Here is a 17,912-nt window from a genome sequence, read left to right on the forward strand (position 1 = left end):
AGGAAGAGCCGGATATCTTCATCGTGGTTGATTGCGATTAGACTGGACGGATTCGTGAAGTCTTACACCAGGAGTAGGAACTTGATCAAGATTCGCTTGGGCATCTGTGTGGCAGCCTCCGTTATTTCTTTCTCTACAACTCTGATCGCGCAGTCGATTCCGCCTGCGGTGAAGGCGGCGGAGGCCTCGATTGACGGGGAGAAGATTCGCGCGCAGGTGCGGTTTCTTTCGGACGATCTGCTGGAGGGACGCGGGCCTGGGCTGCGCGGGAGCGAGATTGCGGCGAAGTATATAGCGACGCAGTTTGCGCTGTATGGGCTGAAGCCGGGTGGGGATAACGGGACTTTTTTGCAGCAGATTAATTTTGTTGGAATGAAAGTGATTCCGGAGAAGACGACGATGTCGCTGATTCCGAAGAAGCCTGAAGGAAATTCGATTGATCTGTATTCGATTGACCTGAAGTATGCGGATGATTACACGGTGAGCAATCGGATGCTGACGCCGAGCGTGGATATCGATGCGCCGATTGTGTTTGTTGGTTATGGTGCGATTGCGCCGGAGTTTCAGTGGGACGACTATGCGGGAGTGGATGTGAAGGGGAAGGTGATTCTGTGCATCGTGGGTGATCCGCCTTCGAATGATCCGAACTTCTTTGGTGGCCATGCGCTGACGTACTACGGACGGTGGACGTACAAGTTCGAAGAGGCGGCGCGGAGGGGCGCGGTGGGCGCGCTGATTATTCATCGTACGGATCTGGCGAGCTATGGCTGGGATGTGGTGAAGAACTCGAATACGAGCGAGAAGACTTATCTGCGGGATGATAAGGATCCGCAGCTGGAGGCGGCTAGCTGGATTCAACTGGATGTGGCGAAGAAGATCTTTGCGGCGAGTGGACTGGATGCGGATGCGGAGATTGTTGCTGCGGGGAAGCGTGGGTTCAAGGCGGTGGAGTTGCCGGTGCGACTGAAGGCGCATGTGGAGAGCACGGTGCGGCCGTTCCAGTCGCCGAATGTGGTGGGGATTTTGCCGGGGGCGAACGCCGGGGGCAAAGACCAGGCGGTAATGTATACGGCTCACTACGATCATCTGGGGTTTGTGCCGGGGATGGCTGGGGACAATATCTATAACGGCGCGGCGGATAATGGCACGGGCTGCGGGATGCTGCTGGAGATGGCGCGGGCGTGGGCGGAGTCGGGGGTGAAACTGCCGCACTCGCTGATCTTCGCTTCGGTGACGGCGGAGGAGCAGGGGCTGCTGGGGTCGGAGTATCTGGGGCAACATCCGCCGATTCCTGCGGGGCAGATTGCGCTGGATATTAATTACGACATGATTCTGCCGATCGGTGTGCCGCTGGAGACGAATGTGAACGGGGCGCAGAGGACTACGTTCTTCCCGACGGTAGAGGCTACGGCGAAGAGGTTTAGTCTTGCGATTGTGCCGGATCCGAAGCCTTCGGCAGGGAGCTACTATCGGTCGGATCACTTTAGCCTTTCGCGTGTGGGGATTCCGGCGTTCTCGATTGAGACGGGGAATCTCTATGAAGGACATGATGCAGCGTGGGGACATAAGCAGCATGAGGAGTTCACGGCGCATGACTATCACAACTTCAGCGACAACTTCCACGAGGATTGGGACTTCAGCGGGAATGCGAAGCTGGACCGCTTTGGCATGGAGCTGGGGTGGGAGGCTTTGAGCGCGCCGGCGATTATTCAGTGGAAGCCGAAGGATGAGTTCGAAGCGGCGCGGAAGGCTAGCCAGGGGAGATAGGGCGCGCGTATAGCCTGAGAGGCTCTGCGGGTCAGTAGAAGTCGGCGCAGCTTAGGAAGTAGCCGCAGGTTCGGCAGATGAGCTTGCAGCGGCTGTCTTCGAGGCGCGAGGAGCAGGTGGGGCAGAAGCGGGAGTGGTGCTCGGTGGCTATCGGGCAGGAAGCAAGGGGCTCGTCTGCGGTTGCTTCGATGGCTGGGATCGGCGGCATTTCGAGATGCTACCGCGGATGGGATTTTTTTCAAGGTCCTTTGGCGCAAGCGGCGCATCGAAGAAGGTACTGTTGACAGGTAACAGTTGAAAACAAAAGGAGAACTACGATGGATCGCACTGGCAGCGCAGTATGGCATGGCAAGATCATGGACGGCACCGGCACCATTTCCACACAGAGCGGCACGTTGAAGGACACGCAATACAGCTTCAAGACTCGTTTTGCCGATGGTGTGGGCACCAACCCCGAGGAGTTGATCGCGGCGGCACATGCGGGCTGCTTCACGATGGCTCTGAGCGGCCAGCTTACTGAGGCAGGCTTTACTCCCGACACCATTGAAACGACCGCGACGCTGACGCTCGATGTTCATGGCGCGCCTACGATCACCAAGATTCACCTGACCACGAAGGGGACGATTCCTGGCATCGATAAGGCGAAGTTCGATGAGCTGGTGCACAATGCGGAGGTCGGCTGCCCGGTGTCGAAGGTGCTGAAGGCGGCGACTATTACCGTCGACGCTACGCTGGTTTAGAGGAAATACGTCCTGCCGGACGGGCCTCCTACGCGGAGGGCGCCCACTTCGTGGGGCGTATACCTTTTCCTGGCGGGTTATCGGCGTTAGTCCTCCCGTTGGTCGGCACGAACTTCAGCTCGCGACCAACGGGAGCGCCAACCGAAGGGGTATACAAGTCACGAAGTGAACGCACCGCGCGCAGCGGGCCCGTCCGGCAGGACACTTCAGTGAGCGTGGCCGTGATGGTCATGGCCGTGGGCGCCGATTGCCTCAAACTCCGGCGGCGCGGCGCAGCCATAGGTGGTCTCGCAGTCGGTGATCTCAAACTGGATCGTGGTGTGGGTGATGTGAAAACGGTCGCGCAGAGCGCACTTGATGTCCGCGAGGATGCTGCCGCACTCGGACATGGGCATCTCGGCGATGGTGACGTGGCTGGCGAGCGCGTGGGACTGTGAACCAAGGCTCCAAACGTGGAGGTCGTGGACATTGAGGACGCCGCCGACCGAGGCGATCGCCTGACGAATCTCGCCGAGTTCAAGGTTGCGCGGTGTGCCTTCGAGCAGAATATTCAGCGTCTCGCGAATGATTCCGACGGAACTATAGAGGATCATGCCGGCGATGAGGATGGAGAGCACCGGGTCGATCCACGACATGTGGGTGAAGAAGATGGCTGCACCGCCTGCGATGACTGCGGCGGTAGAGAGCGTGTCGCCGAGCATGTGCAGGAAGACGCTGCGGATGTTGACGTCGCCGGAGAACTTCCAGAGCAGGGTCGCGATGGTGCCGTTCATCAACACACCTGCAGCGGCGACGTACATCATCAGCTTAGGCTGCACTTCGACGGGTGCGCTGAAACGGTGGATGGCGGCAAAGGCGATCCATAAAGAGAGCACGACTAGGGTTGCGGCGTTGACGAACGCGGCGAGTACCCCGGCACGCTGGTACCCGAAGGTCTTCTGATCGGTTGCAGGACGCGCCTGAAAATAAACGGCTACGAAGGACAGCACAATGGCGAGCAGGTCGCTGACGTTGTGCCCGGCCTCGGAGATGAGGGCCAGGGAGTGTGCTCGCAGACCGAAGAAGAAGGTCGCCCCGACATAGGCCAGGGTGAGCACCATGGACAGCTGCAGGACTCGCTGCATCTTGCTGTTCGGAGTGGCGACCATGTGCATAGCTACAAGTGTAGTCTGCGCGGGCTACGGGTTCAACGAATGCGCGGAGATTTGATTGGAGTGATCGACTAGAACGGTTGGTCGAGCTCGCCCTCTTCCTGAGAGGGATAAGGCACAGGTGGGCGGGCGCCGAGACGCAAACCGCTCCAGGTCTCAGCCACGATGATGCTGTTGGCGGGATTTTGCGGAGCGTATCGAACCTGAATGGGAAGATCCGTGCGAACGCCATGAACCAGTTCTGGAAGCATGGTGACGTCTTGAGCACACTCGTAGGTCACGCCGGCGATGCGGTAGACGTAGACGATCATCTCTGGCGTTAGAGGACCCTGACGGGCAGGTTCCGGATCGTCTGCAAGATCGAGGGCAGGTTTACGAACCTCCGCGATCATGGTGTCCATGATGGTTCCGTCGGTGATGCGGCCGATGCGGGCAAGAAGATCGCGGCGTTCGCGCTCCAGCTCTTCGGCGGAGGGTTTTTTGCGCGTGAGGATGTAGCTGACGACGCCGATTGCTGTCGCGGTCGTTGCTCCAATGGCGATGAGGACTCGCGGCGTACGGAGGGCAAGCGGCAGGTGAGTTGGAATCAGCGAAAACACAGTCTCTGCCCAAAAGCATAGCCCATCGCGGAGGGATCGGGAGGGGGAAGGTGCTGTGTCAGTAACGTTCTTTTGGGGGATTGCGACGAAGAACAGATGCTCAAAAAAACTTGAAATAGAGGTTCCCCATTCTTATTCGCTGGGCGTAGAATTCCGTCGAAGTTCAAACTAAATGGCGCGAGTGCCCGGGAGCGACGAAGATGAATGGAAAGACATGGTTTAGATCCCTGCTGGGGTTTGCGCTGATCGCGCCATCCTGGTCGCTGACTCTCATCGCTCAAACGCCTGTTGCGATTACCCCTGCGAAGATGCCGAAGGTCGCCACGGTGGGGGAGCGCTTTCAATCGTTCAACATAGAGATGGTTGAGGTGACTGGCGGACGTTTCTGGGCTCCCTACAAGAAACAAGGCAGCGCCGAGCAGGATGTGCCGGCTAGTGCGAAGAACTCGGCGCCTGCGGGGATGGATCCTTCCGCGTTTCGGTACCGCGAACCGATCAACCTGGCAAACCCGCGGTTGCGCAAGCTTGCGGCGGGGCTGGCGCCTTCGTATGTAAGGGTCAGCGGGACGTGGGAGAACACGACCTACTTCTATGATTCGGACGAGCCTGCGCCGGCGACTCCGCCAACAGGTTTCAACGCTGTGCTGACGCGGCCAGAGTGGAAGGGCGTCATCGATTTTTCGAAGGCGGTGGATGCGAAGATCGTGACGTCTTTCGCGATCAGTCCCGGCGTGCGCGATGCAGAGGGCGTATGGACTCCGGTGGAGGCGAAGAAGGTGCTCGCGTATACGAAGGCCGTCGGGGGAAGTATTGCAGCAGCCGAGATGTTCAACGAGCCGACCTTTGCCGGGATGGGGGGCGCGCCGAAGGGCTATGACGCCGCGGCGTATGGAAGAGACTTCAAGGTGTTTCGCGGCTTTGTGAAGGAGGCAGCGCCTGAGATGGTGATTCTCGGCCCTGGATCGGTGGGAGAGATAGGGCTTGCGGTGGGCCTGCCGCCGAATTCCTTGATCAAGACTGAGGACATGATGGCGGCGGCCGGGCCTGGTGTGGATGCATTCTCGTATCACTTCTACGGGGGCGTCTCGAAGCGATGCAATGCGATCGGGTCTTCCCTGCAGACGACACCCGACGCAGCGCTGACGGATGACTGGCTGTCGCGAACGAATCGGGATGAGGATTTCTATGCGAAGCTGCGCGATCGCTTTGCTGCGGGCGCACCGCTTTGGCTGACCGAGACAGGGGAGACGGCGTGTGGCGGCAACCCGTGGGCTTCGGACTTCATCGACAGCTTCCGGTACCTGAATCAACTTGGAACTTTGGCGAAACGGGGTGTGCAGGTGGTGATGCACAACACGCTTGCAGCGAGCGATTATGCGCTGGTGGACGAGGCCACGCTGCTGCCGAGGCCGAACTTCTGGTCAGCGTTGTTGTGGCGCAAGCTGATGGGCACTACGGTTCTCGACGCGGGCGCTTCGCCTTCGCCGAATCTGCATCTCTACGCGCACTGCCTGCGGAATCAACCTGGAGGTGTGGCGTTGTTGGCGATCAATGCCGATCGCACGACGGTTCAGGAGCTTACGGTGCCTGCGAAGTCGAAGCGCTACACGTTGACGGCGAAAGACCTGATGGACAACAAAGTGGAGCTGAATGGGGTGGAGTTGCAGGTGAACTCCGACGGGGATCTTCCTTCGCTTGAGGGAGAGGCGCAGGCGGCAGGGATGGTTCGTCTTGCTCCGGCGAGCATCACGTTTCTGGCGTTTCCGAGTGCGGGAAACGCGAGCTGCCGCAAATAATCGCTGCGGTTGTGACTTGGCATCGATCTGATTGGTCGACCTGGTTGACGGAGAGGGGATGCGCCGGAGTCGAGGGTTAGAGGAACGGAGGATTGACGATATACTGAAGATTGCCCATGAAGCCGCCTTCTTCCACTATTGCCAAGTCTAAAACTTCCACTGTTCCGCTTGACGCAGCCCACCCGCTGGATCTGGGCGACGGACGGCGGATTCGCTCTACGACCGTCATCTGCGTGCGCCGCGGCGACTCCGTGGTGATGGCTGCCGATGGGCAGGTGTCGCTTGGCGCGACGATTATGAAGGGGTCGGCGAAGAAGATCCGGCGTCTGTACCAGGACAAGGTTCTGGCGGGATTTGCGGGATCGACCGCCGATGCGTTCTCGCTGTTTGCGCGGTTTGAGACGAAGCTTGAGCAGTATGCGGGCAACCTGGGGCGCGCGGCGGTGGAGCTGGCCAAGGACTGGCGCACGGACAAGATGCTGCGGCAGCTTGAAGCGCTGTTGATTGTGGCGGATTCGAAACATACATTTCTGCTGTCGGGGACCGGCGATGTGATCGATCCGGATGAGGGGATCGCGACGATTGGCAGCGGCGGCAGCTTTGCGTTGGCCAGCGCGCGGGCTTTGATGGAGAACACAGATTTAAGCGCCCGGGAGATCGCGGTAAAGAGTCTAAAGATCGCCGGACAGATCTGTATCTATACCAATGACCAGATGACGGTGGAAGAGCTGAAGTCCGAGACGGTAGAGAACCAGTAGGCTTGACGGTTCGTAGAAGTTAAAAGATTCGTCGCTGCGACATGCGACAAGGAGTACGGCACTATGGCAATTTTTCTACCTGGAACTGCTGAAGATCAGGCGCTTGCGCTCGATGAGATGACGCCGCGCGAAATTGTGACGGAGTTGGATAAGTATGTTGTGGGACAGCATGCGGCCAAGCGGGCCGTGGCGATTGCGTTGCGCAACCGCATGCGTCGGCAGAAGCTTCCGCCGGAGCTGGCCGATGAGATCATGCCGAAGAACATCATCATGATCGGGCCGACCGGCGTGGGGAAGACGGAGATTGCGCGGCGGCTGGCGAAGCTGACGAACTCGCCGTTTCTGAAGGTGGAGGCCTCGAAGTTTACTGAGGTCGGCTATGTGGGGCGCGATGTGGAGTCGATTGTGCGTGACCTGGTGGAGATCGCGATCGACATGGTTCGCGAAGAGAAGATGGAAGAGGTGGAAGATAAGGCGGAGCTTGCGGCGGAGGATCGTTTGATCGACCTGCTGCTGCCTCCGACGCCGACGGCAGCGACCGCCGCTGCGGCTACGCATGAGCCTGGGAGCAATGTGATTCAGCTTCCTATGGCTGGGGCGGTGGATGACTCCGAGGAGAAGCCGGGGGATCGTGAGCACCGGACGAGAGAGAAGCTGCGGCAACAGTTTCGCGAGGGCAAGCTGGATGAGCGCACGGTGGAGCTGGATGTGCGCGACCGCAACCAGCCGAGCTTTGAGGTTATCTCCAATCAGGGCTCGGAGGAGATGGATATCAACCTGAAGGATATGCTGCCGGGGCTGTTTGGACAGCGCACGAAGAAGCGCAAGATGAAGGTGGCAGAGGCCTTCGACTACCTGGTGCAGGAGGAGGAGAGCCGGCTGATCGATATGGATCAGGTAAACCGGCTTGCGGTGGAGCGGGTTGAGGACTCGGGGATTGTGTTTCTGGATGAGATCGACAAGATTGCGGGACGCGAAGGCGGGCATGGGCCGGATGTCTCGCGCGAGGGCGTGCAGCGGGATATTCTGCCGATCGTTGAAGGGACTACGGTTAGCACGAAGTATGGGATGGTCTCGACCGATCACATCCTGTTTATTGCTGCGGGTGCGTTTCATGTGTCGAAGCCGAGCGATCTGATTCCTGAGCTGCAGGGGCGTTTTCCTATTCGCGTGGAGCTGAACTCGTTGACGGTGAACGACTTTATTCGCATTCTGACGGAGCCGAAGTCGTCGCTGGTGAAGCAGTCTACTGCGCTTCTGGAGACGGAGGGGTTGAAGCTGGAGTTTACGAAGGAGGCGATTGCGGAGATGGCGCAGTTTGCTTTCAGGGTGAACGAAACCACGGAAAACATTGGGGCTCGGAGGCTGCATACGATTCTGGAGCGGGTGTTGGATGAGATCAGCTTCCAGGCGCCGGATCTGTTCAAGAGTCCGCGGGCAGAGATTACGGAGGAGGGCGTGGTGGGCGAAGTGCCTGTCTCTGCGTCGCTTACGTCGGACCCGCAGATGCCTTCGCCCCCGCTGCCGGTGATCGAGCGGCAGACGGCCACGGGCGTGGAGAAGGTGATTGTGGTTGATCCGGAGTATGTGCGGCAGCAGGTGGCTTCGATTGTGAAGGACCAGGATCTTTCGCGGTATATTTTGTAGACTCTGTCCTGCCGGACGGGCCCCACTACGCTAGGCCACCCCACAAACGAAGACCTGTTTGCGGGGACCCCGGTTGGGGCGATCACTTCGGGATGGTATACCCCTTCGGTTGGCGCTCCCGTTGGTCGCAAGCTGAAGTTTGTGCCGACCAACGGGAGGAGCGGGGCGAAGCCGGTATACACGTCACGAAGTGACCGCTCTCCGCGCAGGAGGCCCGTCCGGCAGGACAGTCTCTTAGAGACATAACTTTTACAACTGACTTTGAAGAGTGTTTTCGATGCTGGAAGACTGATTTTCGACGGCGTTGATGAAGTCTTGTCCCGGCCTTGTCATCCCTCCGTCAGCCCTTGGTCAGTGTGAGCAACTTATTGAGGCACATTGGGTTTAATGGTCAGGCACGATTTGAGCGTATTGTGACGTTTCCCCTTCTGTTTCATCTAAATGGACAGAGGTTTTATGAAAATGTCAGGGCTCAAATCGGTACTTCTGCTCTCCCTGGCGACTCTGTTTACGCCTGTCTTTGCTCAGCAGCCAGGCGCGAACCCAGCCCGCCCAGGAACACTCAACTATGTCGAAGGTCAGGCTTCGATCGATGGCCGCCAGGTGACGGCGCGCTCTGTGGGCCAGGCCGAGGTGGAGCCGGGTCAGTACCTTGCGACCGCTGACGGCAAGGCGGAGATGCTGCTGACGCCGGGCGTGTTTCTGCGGCTGGATAAGAACAGTACGGTGAAGATGATCAAGCCCGACCTGACCCACACCGAGGTGAGCGTTGAGCAGGGACGCGCGGAGGTAGAGGCGGACAAGCTCTACCCGCAGAATATGATCCTGATCGATCAGAAGGGCGGCCAGACGCAGATCCTGAAGAACGGCTTATATGAGTTCAATGCGGATGCGAATACGGTGCGCACGTTTGACGGGAAGGCGGCGGTCTATCCTGGCAATGATCTTGAGAGCGAGGTGAAGCCTGTGGAGGTGAAGGGCGGCAGGCAGATTACGCTCGTCGGCGAGACGGTAAAGCCTGTGAGCTTCAACAAAGACCGTTCTCAGGATGATCTGTATCGCTGGAGTCAGCTGCGGTCGCAGTATCTGGGTGAGGCGAACGTTAATCTGGCGGCACAGTACGCCGGGTATGGTCCTGAATATGGCTACGGCGGATTTGCACCTGGTTGGGCATGGGATCCCTATCTCTACGGATATGACTGGCTGCCGGGCGGTGGGCCGTTCTTCAGTCCGTTCGGCTACGGCTTCTACTCGCCGTACTACCTGTATGGCGGCGGCTTTGTGTATGGCCGTGGGTTCTATGGGCGTGGGTACGGCTACCGTGGCGGCTATGGGTTCCGTGGCGTCAGCGGCGGCTACCGTGGCACAGCAGTCGCAGGTGGAGGCTTCCACGGCGGTGGTGGATTCCAGGGCGGTGGTGGTGGCGGTGGATTCCACGGCGGCGGCGGTGGTGGCCACCGGTAAGTCCGGGTTACACACGCGAGAGAGGGCTGGATGGTCGAAGACGATATCCAGCCCTCTTCTTTTTTGTTGACTCTGTCGACTGGAGTACAGACATGCCGTGTCCAGAGGCACAGCATCTTGCCAACGCATGAAGAGGTCGGTGGAAAGGGACGAGACCATTCGTCGGGATCCTTCACTGCGCTCAGGATGACAGCAAAGACTAATACGCCAGCTTGATACAGCTTCGCCAGCTTGATACGGCTTCATCAGCCCAAGACAAAACGTGTGGACTGACAAGCTTCCTTCGCTGGAAGAAGTTGTGTAACGGTCTTTGGATTGAGGTCACTACTATGGCGTTGCCGCTCTTTCGCCAGTCTGGTGTCTTGGCGGAGCAGGCTGGCGTGAAGGAGTGGCGTATCCGATGGAAGGGTTTGAGTCAGGTGAGCCTGGAGTAGAATCCGGCGGCTATCGGGGTTATCTCGAGGCTTCGGCGTGACGGATTTTTATGTATGAATTCGTCGCGGATACCGCATAATTGTCCAACAAACCGCGTTTGAATGTCTGTAAGGCTGACGAATAGGTGGCGAGTATCAGGGTCCCCGCTTAGTGAATGCGACTAGTGCGAAGACCCCAGCGGGAGGGTCCGGTATTTTGGTCTGTAGTCTTTTCCGTTGTCTTCAGTAGAGTTGGTCCAGGCAGCGGTTGGCCCATCGCAGGATGGTCTGCGCTGAGTTCTCATTCTGGGCTGTCGTTCCTTATAAATTTTTGTTTTGTAAAAATCTCATTCGCTATCGCGCGAACGATGGTTTGTGGACTATTGTTCTCGTTCAGGGTTTCAAGGTTTCAGGGCTTTACGGTGATGGCCAGGTTGCTGTCATCGGACAAGGTAATAAACGCATCCCGCGTGGCCTCTGGGTCAAGGCCAAATCCAAGTGCGACGATGCCCGGGTCCCCGATGAACTTTGCTTTTCTTCCCGATCTTCTGGCGTTGTTGATCCTGATTGTGATCCTGATGCTGCTGCGCAAACGGCATCCTCAGGAGCGTGCCGACCTGTGGCTGCTGGGCCTGTTCTTTACGCTGGTGGAGGCGGCGGCGCATACGTTCTACGCGCCGAACGGACCGCCGCAGAAGATTCTGCATGTGGTCGTAATGGACTGCTACCTGCTAACGGGGATGATCTTTGTGTGGGCGTCGGGAGTTTACCCGGTCTCGAAGACTGCGCGGATGCTTTACCTCTCGCTGAATACGCTGCCGCTGCTGGCGCTGTGCACAGTGTATGGGCTGCACTTGAATCAGGGGATTGTCTTCTTTCCGTGCATGGCGGCGGGGATGGTGATCGGGGTTTCGAGCTCGCTGTATCTTCGCCGCAGCTGGATAGCGGCGGTGCTGCATGTGTGCGGGTGGATGGCGATGGGATATCTGATCCACATCTCTGACTACCGGGCGGCGGTGTACTGGAGCCTGTGCTGCGTGTACGCGACCGCGGCGCTGAACTTCCAGCGGCGGCTGCCGGCGGGAAGCACGGGCAGACTGGCGATTGTGACCGGCTTTACGATCTGGGCGCTGTGCCTGTTGCTGCATCCGTGGATCGTGCAGTATCGCGCGTATGCCGATATTGCCTCGCATATTTGGAATATGCAGAAGTCGCTGATCTCGATCGGGATGATCCTGGTGATGCTGGAGGAGCAGATCTCGAGCAACGAATGGCTGGCGCTGCATGATGAGTTGACGGGGTTGCCGAACCGGCGCCTGTTTGCCGACCGGCTGACGATGGCGATCGACCGGGCCGACCGCACGCGCAACCGGCTGGCGCTGATCGTTCTGGATCTGAACGGCTTCAAGAAGATCAACGACACGTTGGGACACCAGGCGGGCGACGCGGTGCTGCTTGAGGTTTCGAAGAATCTGCGCCGGGGTGTGCGGACGTCGGATACGCTGGCGCGGCTGGGCGGCGATGAGTTCGTGATTGTGGCGGCGGATGTGGAGCCGGAGCAGGGACTGGATCAGCTGATGGAGACGGTTCGCAGAGCGCTGGAGCGGCCTCTGGTGGTGGAAGGAAAGCAGATGGTGGTGTCGGCGAGTGTGGGGATGGCGGTGTACCCGCAGGATGCGCAGGATGCGATCCGGTTGCTGCGGGTGGCGGACCAGAGGATGTATGCGTCCAAGCACCGGCCAGGAGCCCAGTCGGCCAAGGGTATTGGTGGCTTAACTGCGGCGGCGGTGGACTCGCAGATGGCTGCGGTGGCGAGTGGCAGAGGTCGAGTTTCAGCACTGTGAGATGAGCGAGTGAAAGACAAAGGGCAAGGACTTTGAACGGTCTGTGCCCTTTTTCTTGGGCCTTTTTTCTCGGCCGCAAAACTTTTTGTGACTGCTTTGGTTGCTAACCATTTTTTGTGTAACTGCTTTGGTTGCGAATCAAACCGATGTCCTCCGGCTGTATGTCCGCGGCCGTCGCGCAACTCGTTGCCGTGGAAGTTCTCCAAGTGGTCTACGCAATTCGGCGGCCTCTCTAGAGGCCGCCGAAAGGGAAAAATGTTGAATCGGTTGAGGATTAGCGAGTTGCTGCGGCTGGTTCGCTGATCTCGCTGAGACGTTTTTCGAGGATCACTTCGAGATCGACGATGGCCTTGGAGAAGCCGTCGATGCCTTCCTTCAGCTTGTCGGTGGCCATGCGATCTTCGGCGTGCATCTTGTCGAAGGTGGCTTTGTCCATGGGGATCTTCTTGATGTCCAGGCTCTGTGCTTTGGCGGGATCGAGCTTGCGCGGCAGCGAGCCCTGGGCTTTTTCAAGCTCGTCAAGCAGCTTCGGTGCGATGGTGAGAAGGTCGCAACCGGCGAGCTCAGTAATCTCACCGATGTTGCGGAAGCTCGCGCCCATGACGACAGTCTTGTAGCCAAATTTCTTGTAGTAGTTATAGACGGTGGTGACGGAATGAACGCCGGGGTCATCGGCAGGAGCGTAGTCCTTGCCGGTGTCTTTCTTGTACCAGTCGAGAATGCGTCCGACGAAGGGCGAGATGAGGGTGGCCTTGGCTTCGGCCGCAGCGATGGCCTGGTGAAGACCGAAGAGCAGTGTCATGTTGCAGTGGATGCCCTCCTTCTCGAGGATCTCGGCGGCACGGATTCCCTCCCAGGTGGAGGCAAGCTTGATGAGGACGCGGTCGCGTGAGATACCGGCCTTGTCATAGAGAGCGATGATGGCGTGGGCTTCGTCGATAGACTTCTCGGTGTCGTAGGAGAGGCGGGCGTCAACCTCAGTGGAGACGCGGCCGGGGACTATGTCGAGGATCTTGAGGCCGAAGGCGACTTCGAGAGGCCGGAAGGAGGCTGCGGCGATTTCTTTGTCCGAAAGGTTGGGGCCTACTTCTTTGCGTACTGCCTTGAGCACGTCGTCGACGACGGACTGGTATTCAGGTTTCTCGGCGGCGGCGGCGATCAGAGATGGGTTCGTCGTCGCATCCTGTGGGCGGAACTGCTGGATGGCGTTAAAGTCTCCGCTATCGGAGACGACGGTAGTGTATCCGCGGAGCTGTTCGAGTAACGATGCCATAATTGTTCTCCTTGGCTGTTGGTACAGATTTTATCAAGCTCTGAGCGATTGCGCTGTCTGTTAGAGCGCGGCGGGGGCTATCCGGCGGCAAATTGATTTTCGAGGACGCCGAGACTGTCTATTTCCACTTGGATGCGGTCACCGGGCTGAACGGCTCCTACTCCTGCGGGAGTTCCTGTGGGAATGAGGTCGCCGGGCTCGAGGGTCATGGTGGCGGTGATGTAGCGGAGCAGGTCGGCGATGGGGAAGATGAGATCGCGGGTGCTGCCCTGCTGCTTGACGACGCCGTTGAGCCGGGTGGTGATGGTGACGGGCGACGGAGCTTTGGCATCGGGTCCGTTTGGGAATCCGACCGGGTCGATCTCGTCCGAGACGATGGGGCCGACGGGGCAGAAGGTGTCGAAGCCCTTGGCGCGGGTCCACTGGCCGTCTGACTTCTGGATGTCGCGGGCGGTGATGTCGTTGACGCAGACGTAGCCGCGAATGTAGGGGCGGACGTCTTCGTCGGGACCGATCCGGTAGCAGCGGCGGCCGATGACGATACCCAGTTCCCCTTCGTAATCAACGCGGTTGGAGATGGCGGGCATGCGGATGGTGCCTTTGGGGCCGAGCAGCGAGGAGGGCGGCTTGAAGAAGAGAAGTGGCTCTTTGGGGACTTCGTTGCCTAGCTCGGCGGCGTGGTCGCGGTAGTTACGGCCTACGCAGAGGATCTTCGACGGGGTGACGGGAGGCAGGAGATGCAGGTCGTCGAGCGGAGTGGGGTCGAAGTCGACTGCGAGGGTGGGGATGGGGACGCCGCCGAGGATGCGGGTGTTGAGGTCTTCCTGCGGGGCTTGCATGGGAAGCGTGGCCCAGAGGATGCCGTTTCGCTTCTCGACCAGGGCATAACGTGGGAGAAAGGTGCCGTTTTCAGACGACAGATACTTGCAGTAACGCATGTGTTTTTTTATTGCTCCCTTAATGTTTCCTGCACGTCAGCGCTTGGGGCGCTCTCGTTACCTGTGGCATCAACCGCGGTGACGCGATAGGCGTAGTGATGCCCTGGGATGGCGGTTTGATCGCGGTAGGCAGGACCGACGATCGGGGATGGGTTCAGGCGCGTTGCTGGTCCCGCAACTTGGCCTGTCGAGCTAACTTCCTGTCGATACACACTATACCCGGCAAGATCGACATCTGTGTTGGGGGTCCATGAAAGATCGATGGATCGGTCGGATGGGGTGGCTCCTCCGGGTACGGCTTCTAGGCCGGTAGGGATGGCGGGGGGGAAGGTGTCGAGCATGGTGATGGTGACCGGGGCGGAGACCACGCTGCGAGCTTCGAGCGAGTGGCCGGCGAGGGAGAGCTTGCGAATGCGCCTGGCCGTGTATTGGTAGCTGTCGCCCTTCTGGGTGGTCTGGTCGATGGTGCCGCCTGCGTCTGCTGCTTGTTTTGGAGTCTCCAGCTTCACTTCGTCCAGGGTCTTCGGCGAGGTTGATGGTGTCGCCTGAGGCTTGGCGGAGGAGAAGGCGGAGGGAGGCGAGACCTTTCTGGATTTGCTTCGCAGTGCAGGCTTCGGTGTGGTGGAGGAGGCTGCATTTGCTGGGGTGGAAGTTGGAGTCCCCGTGGAGGGCGAGACCAGATGGCGGTCCAGCTGGACCTGCGAGTTTCCTGGGACCTGCGAGTAGCCTGTGGTAACCCCTTTCGGCTGCTGCCACTCGAGCTGAATGCCCGCCCGGACGGACGTTGCGCGGAGCTGCTCGACTGGCGGGGGGGCGGCGCCGGCGGCGGCGAAGGCTTCGGCGGAAGAGCCTGCGGAGCGGTTGTGGGGGTTGAAGAGCTGGACCTTGTAGGCGAGGAGCGAGGGCGGATCTGCCATCAACGAGCTAGGAAGAACCTCTTCGGCGTGGCTCGGTCCACTTTTCACCGGGAGACGCTTCACCACGGTGCAGGCGGGAGTAGAAGCGGGCGCCGGGAGAGAGGTGCGGCAGATCTCCGCGGTGATTATGCCTTTGATTGCAAGGTGATCGGTAGTCTTCTCAGGGGTCGTCCAATGAAGTATGACGCTGTCGCCGACTCTTTCGGCGGTGAGGTCCTTTGCGACCTCGGGCAGATTGAGGGAGGGGGCATGGGGCGGGCCGGGACTGGCGCAACCCAGGGCGAAGACGATCGGCAGCGCGGCGGCTGCGAGGGGGAGCCATCGCCAAGTCTGCGAACGGCTGGGGATGAGCAGAGACTTCATGGTCTGTGACCATCATAGGTCATAGGCTAGAGTGTCGAGTTCGATAGACCGGAGGGTCGGAGAGCGTGGGGGTCCGGCGCGGGATCTGGACTGGCGCTTCGTAACAGATCTTTTTTCGAAGAGCGCCGTGTGCAGATTAAAAACCTGCATCCAATCCAAGAAATGAGGCCATCCGTACATCTTTTGACTGGGTATCAACGTCTGTTGGTGTAGCGAATAAAATCTATGAGCAAAACTATCTCCTCCCCCCTTCTACCCCCCGCTGAGATTCCCGCTCTAACTGACAGCCTGATTCCAGGCAGCGAGGCAAGGCGGTCGATAGGCGTTCGCCACCTGCAGATCGATGGGGAGGCCGCCGAGTCGTTCATCGCCGAAAAGCGCATTGGGGAGCGCATCAAGCACCTGCGGCTGAAGAAGTCGATGGGCCTGGTCGAACTGGGCCGCCACACAGGACTGTCGGCCAGCTTTCTGTCGCAGTTGGAGACGGGGCGCGTGGTGCCGACACTGCGCAATCTGGCGCGCATTGCGATGGTGTTCTCGAAAGACCTGAGCTACTTCTTCGATCCTGAGCCGCAGACGCTGTTCCGGGTGCATCGCCGGGACGAGCGGGTGCGCCTGCCGCAGACCGGGGCCGACGATCCTGCCTACTTCTTCGAGAGCTTGGGTTATTTGGTTCCCGATCGCCAGCTTGACCCTTACTTCGCGGAGTTTCTGCCGGAGAAGGAGGGCCGTTTGCCGCGCGCACACCAGCACGTTGGCTGCGAGTTTCTTTACCTGCTCTCGGGTACGCTCGCTGTGCGGCATGGCGAGGCGGTTCATCATGTGGAGGCAGGGGACGCGATCTACTTTGACGCGAACACGACCCACAGCTACATGTGCACGGGCAAGACAGCGGCGACGGCTGTGATCGTGACGCTGCAGCATCCGCTGCTGATGCAGCTTGGGAGTGGAGCGCGGTCGGTGAATTCAACAGCCAACGGCAAGGTTCGGGGCATTCCGGGCTCGATGCTGTCGCAGGCTGCTGCCGCATCTGCCAAGAAGGCTTCTCCGCAGATGCACTAGGATTCGCGGAGGAGTTTGCTTAGCGGGCCGACGAGATCGTCTTTGCCGCCGGTAGCTTCGCTACTGCCGGCAGCTTTGGAAGATTGACCCTCATGACATCGAGGCGTTGAAGCACTTTGCGAGCCAGCCCAGTGAGCGGCCTGGAGTTCAGCCTGCTGGTCGGGACCCAGTGCAGATCGCCCTTTGCGGCGGGAACGGCACGGCGCAGGCCGCGGTCCTGCGGTCCACTGGCGGCGTAGACCTGCACATAGTAGTTCGTGTTGGTGATGGCGTGGCGCAGGCGCAGCAGAGGTTCGCGGCCCTGGACTGCATCCTGCGGCAGCGGCGGCAGCTCGTACATATTCGGCATCAGGCTGGCTTCTTCGGCGCGTAGCTCGAGGAGAACTTCGGTGAGGGTGCCGCGCTTTCGCAGGCTGAGCAGGTACGCGGCAGGACGGCTAAGCTGCGCGACGCGAGGCGGTGTGAGGTGCTCACCGCGGGTCTTGCACATCGCATAGACAGGGCAATGAAGACAGAGCGGAGCCTTGGGCAGACAGATGGTTGCGCCGAGCTCCATCATGGCCTGGTTGTGATCGCCGGCGGCGTTGGTCTGTTCGCCGATGCGCCGGTTCGGCACAAGGGCAGTGGCCTGTTGCTGGACGAAGGCACGGCCGGCGGCGTCTCTCTGCTCCGGCCTTCCGGTGAGGCGCAACAGGACGCGTTCCACGTTGCCGTCAACAACGGCAATACTTTCTCCGAAGGCAATGCTGGCGATGGCGGCGCTGGTGTACTCGCCGATGCCGGGGAGAGTGCGCAGCTCCGCGGCGGTGCCGGGCAGGATGCCACCACGCTCTTCGATGAGGAACTTCGCAGCCTTGTGCAGCATACGCGCCCGGCGGTAGTAGCCAAGGCCCGACCACAGGGCGAGAACTTCAGCCTCGGGTGCGAGCGCGAGAGCGAGGATGGTGGGGAAGCGCCGGAGAAAGCTCTGGTAGTGCTCGACGACGGCGGCGACGCGTGTCTGCTGCAGCATGACCTCGGAGAGCCAGGTGCGGTAGGGATCGCTGACGTGGCGCCAGGGGAGCTCGCGTGCGTGGGTACGGTACCAGCTCATCAGCCTTCGCCGGAAGAGGGCGGCGTCGAGAGGTGTGCTTCTGGGATGCACTCGATCTTCGTTGATGATCGCTGGCCTGGGTAGGGA

At 59.7% G+C, this 17,912-nt stretch carries 15 protein-coding genes; 8 read left to right on the top strand and 7 right to left on the bottom strand.

Annotated elements, in window-relative coordinates; all coding sequences use genetic code 11:
- Positions 1-81 precede the first annotated feature (81 nt).
- Positions 82-1,767 (top strand): M28 family peptidase, encoded by a 1,686-nt coding sequence (locus HDF10_RS12800; RefSeq protein WP_183814013.1) that lies wholly within the window; start codon positions 82-84, stop codon positions 1,765-1,767.
- Between the two features lie 31 nt (positions 1,768-1,798).
- Here HDF10_RS12800 and HDF10_RS12805 read toward each other — a convergent pair whose 3' ends face one another.
- Positions 1,799-1,975, bottom strand: a complete 177-nt coding sequence (locus tag HDF10_RS12805) for a hypothetical protein (RefSeq protein ID WP_183814015.1) — start codon at positions 1,973-1,975, stop codon at positions 1,799-1,801.
- Positions 1,976-2,084: 109 nt separating this feature from the next.
- Here HDF10_RS12805 and HDF10_RS12810 point away from each other — a divergent pair, with 109 nt between their 5' ends.
- Positions 2,085-2,507: an OsmC family protein gene (locus HDF10_RS12810; protein ID WP_183814017.1), complete on the top strand. Its 423-nt coding sequence runs from the start codon at positions 2,085-2,087 to the stop codon at positions 2,505-2,507.
- Between the two features lie 206 nt (positions 2,508-2,713).
- Here HDF10_RS12810 and HDF10_RS12815 read toward each other — a convergent pair whose 3' ends face one another.
- Entirely contained in the window at positions 2,714-3,661 is a 948-nt protein-coding gene (locus HDF10_RS12815) for a cation diffusion facilitator family transporter (protein ID WP_183814019.1), read from the bottom strand.
- Positions 3,662-3,729: 68 nt separating this feature from the next.
- Positions 3,730-4,257 carry a hypothetical protein gene (locus tag HDF10_RS12820; protein WP_183814021.1) on the bottom strand — a complete coding sequence of 176 codons (528 nt, stop codon included), beginning with the start codon at positions 4,255-4,257 and terminating at the stop codon, positions 3,730-3,732.
- A 200-nt stretch (positions 4,258-4,457) separates the two neighbouring features.
- On the opposite strand from HDF10_RS12820, the gene HDF10_RS12825 reads away from it, so the two are divergent.
- From HDF10_RS12825 to HDF10_RS12845, 5 genes are all read left to right on the top strand, one after another.
- Positions 4,458-6,053 carry a hypothetical protein gene (locus HDF10_RS12825; protein WP_221271691.1) on the top strand — a complete coding sequence of 532 codons (1,596 nt, stop codon included), beginning with the start codon at positions 4,458-4,460 and terminating at the stop codon, positions 6,051-6,053.
- 116 nt (positions 6,054-6,169) lie between these two features.
- Positions 6,170-6,811 (top strand): ATP-dependent protease subunit HslV, encoded by a 642-nt coding sequence (gene hslV / locus HDF10_RS12830; RefSeq protein ID WP_406706296.1) that lies wholly within the window; start codon positions 6,170-6,172, stop codon positions 6,809-6,811.
- A gap of 63 nt (positions 6,812-6,874) precedes the next feature.
- A complete protein-coding gene (hslU, locus tag HDF10_RS12835; protein WP_183814023.1) occupies positions 6,875-8,458 on the top strand; it encodes an ATP-dependent protease ATPase subunit HslU in 1,584 nt (527 codons plus the stop codon).
- Positions 8,459-8,914: 456 nt separating this feature from the next.
- Positions 8,915-9,922, top strand: a complete 1,008-nt coding sequence (locus tag HDF10_RS12840; RefSeq protein ID WP_260177868.1) for a hypothetical protein — start codon at positions 8,915-8,917, stop codon at positions 9,920-9,922.
- Between the two features lie 934 nt (positions 9,923-10,856).
- Positions 10,857-12,179, top strand: a complete 1,323-nt coding sequence (locus HDF10_RS12845; protein WP_183814027.1) for a GGDEF domain-containing protein — start codon at positions 10,857-10,859, stop codon at positions 12,177-12,179.
- Positions 12,180-12,453: 274 nt separating this feature from the next.
- On the opposite strand, the gene HDF10_RS12850 is transcribed toward HDF10_RS12845, so the two are convergent.
- The 3 genes from HDF10_RS12850 to HDF10_RS12860 all read right to left on the bottom strand — a co-directional run bounded on the left by HDF10_RS12850 (position 12,454) and on the right by HDF10_RS12860 (position 15,670).
- A complete protein-coding gene (locus HDF10_RS12850) occupies positions 12,454-13,452 on the bottom strand; it encodes a transaldolase (protein ID WP_183814029.1) in 999 nt (332 codons plus the stop codon).
- A 77-nt stretch (positions 13,453-13,529) separates the two neighbouring features.
- Positions 13,530-14,390 (bottom strand): fumarylacetoacetate hydrolase family protein, encoded by an 861-nt coding sequence (locus tag HDF10_RS12855; protein WP_260177869.1) that lies wholly within the window; start codon positions 14,388-14,390, stop codon positions 13,530-13,532.
- Between the two features lie 8 nt (positions 14,391-14,398).
- The gene (locus HDF10_RS12860; protein WP_183814031.1) at positions 14,399-15,670 is read right to left on the bottom strand and encodes a fibronectin type III domain-containing protein; all 1,272 of its coding nucleotides are present in this window, start codon (positions 15,668-15,670) and stop codon (positions 14,399-14,401) included.
- Between the two features lie 225 nt (positions 15,671-15,895).
- On the opposite strand from HDF10_RS12860, the gene HDF10_RS12865 reads away from it, so the two are divergent.
- Positions 15,896-16,732, top strand: a complete 837-nt coding sequence (locus tag HDF10_RS12865) for a helix-turn-helix domain-containing protein (RefSeq protein ID WP_183814033.1) — start codon at positions 15,896-15,898, stop codon at positions 16,730-16,732.
- A 19-nt stretch (positions 16,733-16,751) separates the two neighbouring features.
- On the opposite strand, the gene HDF10_RS12870 is transcribed toward HDF10_RS12865, so the two are convergent.
- Positions 16,752-17,876: an A/G-specific adenine glycosylase gene (locus HDF10_RS12870; protein ID WP_311732750.1), complete on the bottom strand. Its 1,125-nt coding sequence runs from the start codon at positions 17,874-17,876 to the stop codon at positions 16,752-16,754.
- Positions 17,877-17,912: the final 36 nt, after the last annotated feature.

The organism is Tunturiibacter empetritectus (assembly GCF_014201375.1).
GTDB classification, from domain to species: Bacteria; Acidobacteriota; Terriglobia; order Terriglobales; family Acidobacteriaceae; genus Edaphobacter; species Edaphobacter lichenicola_D.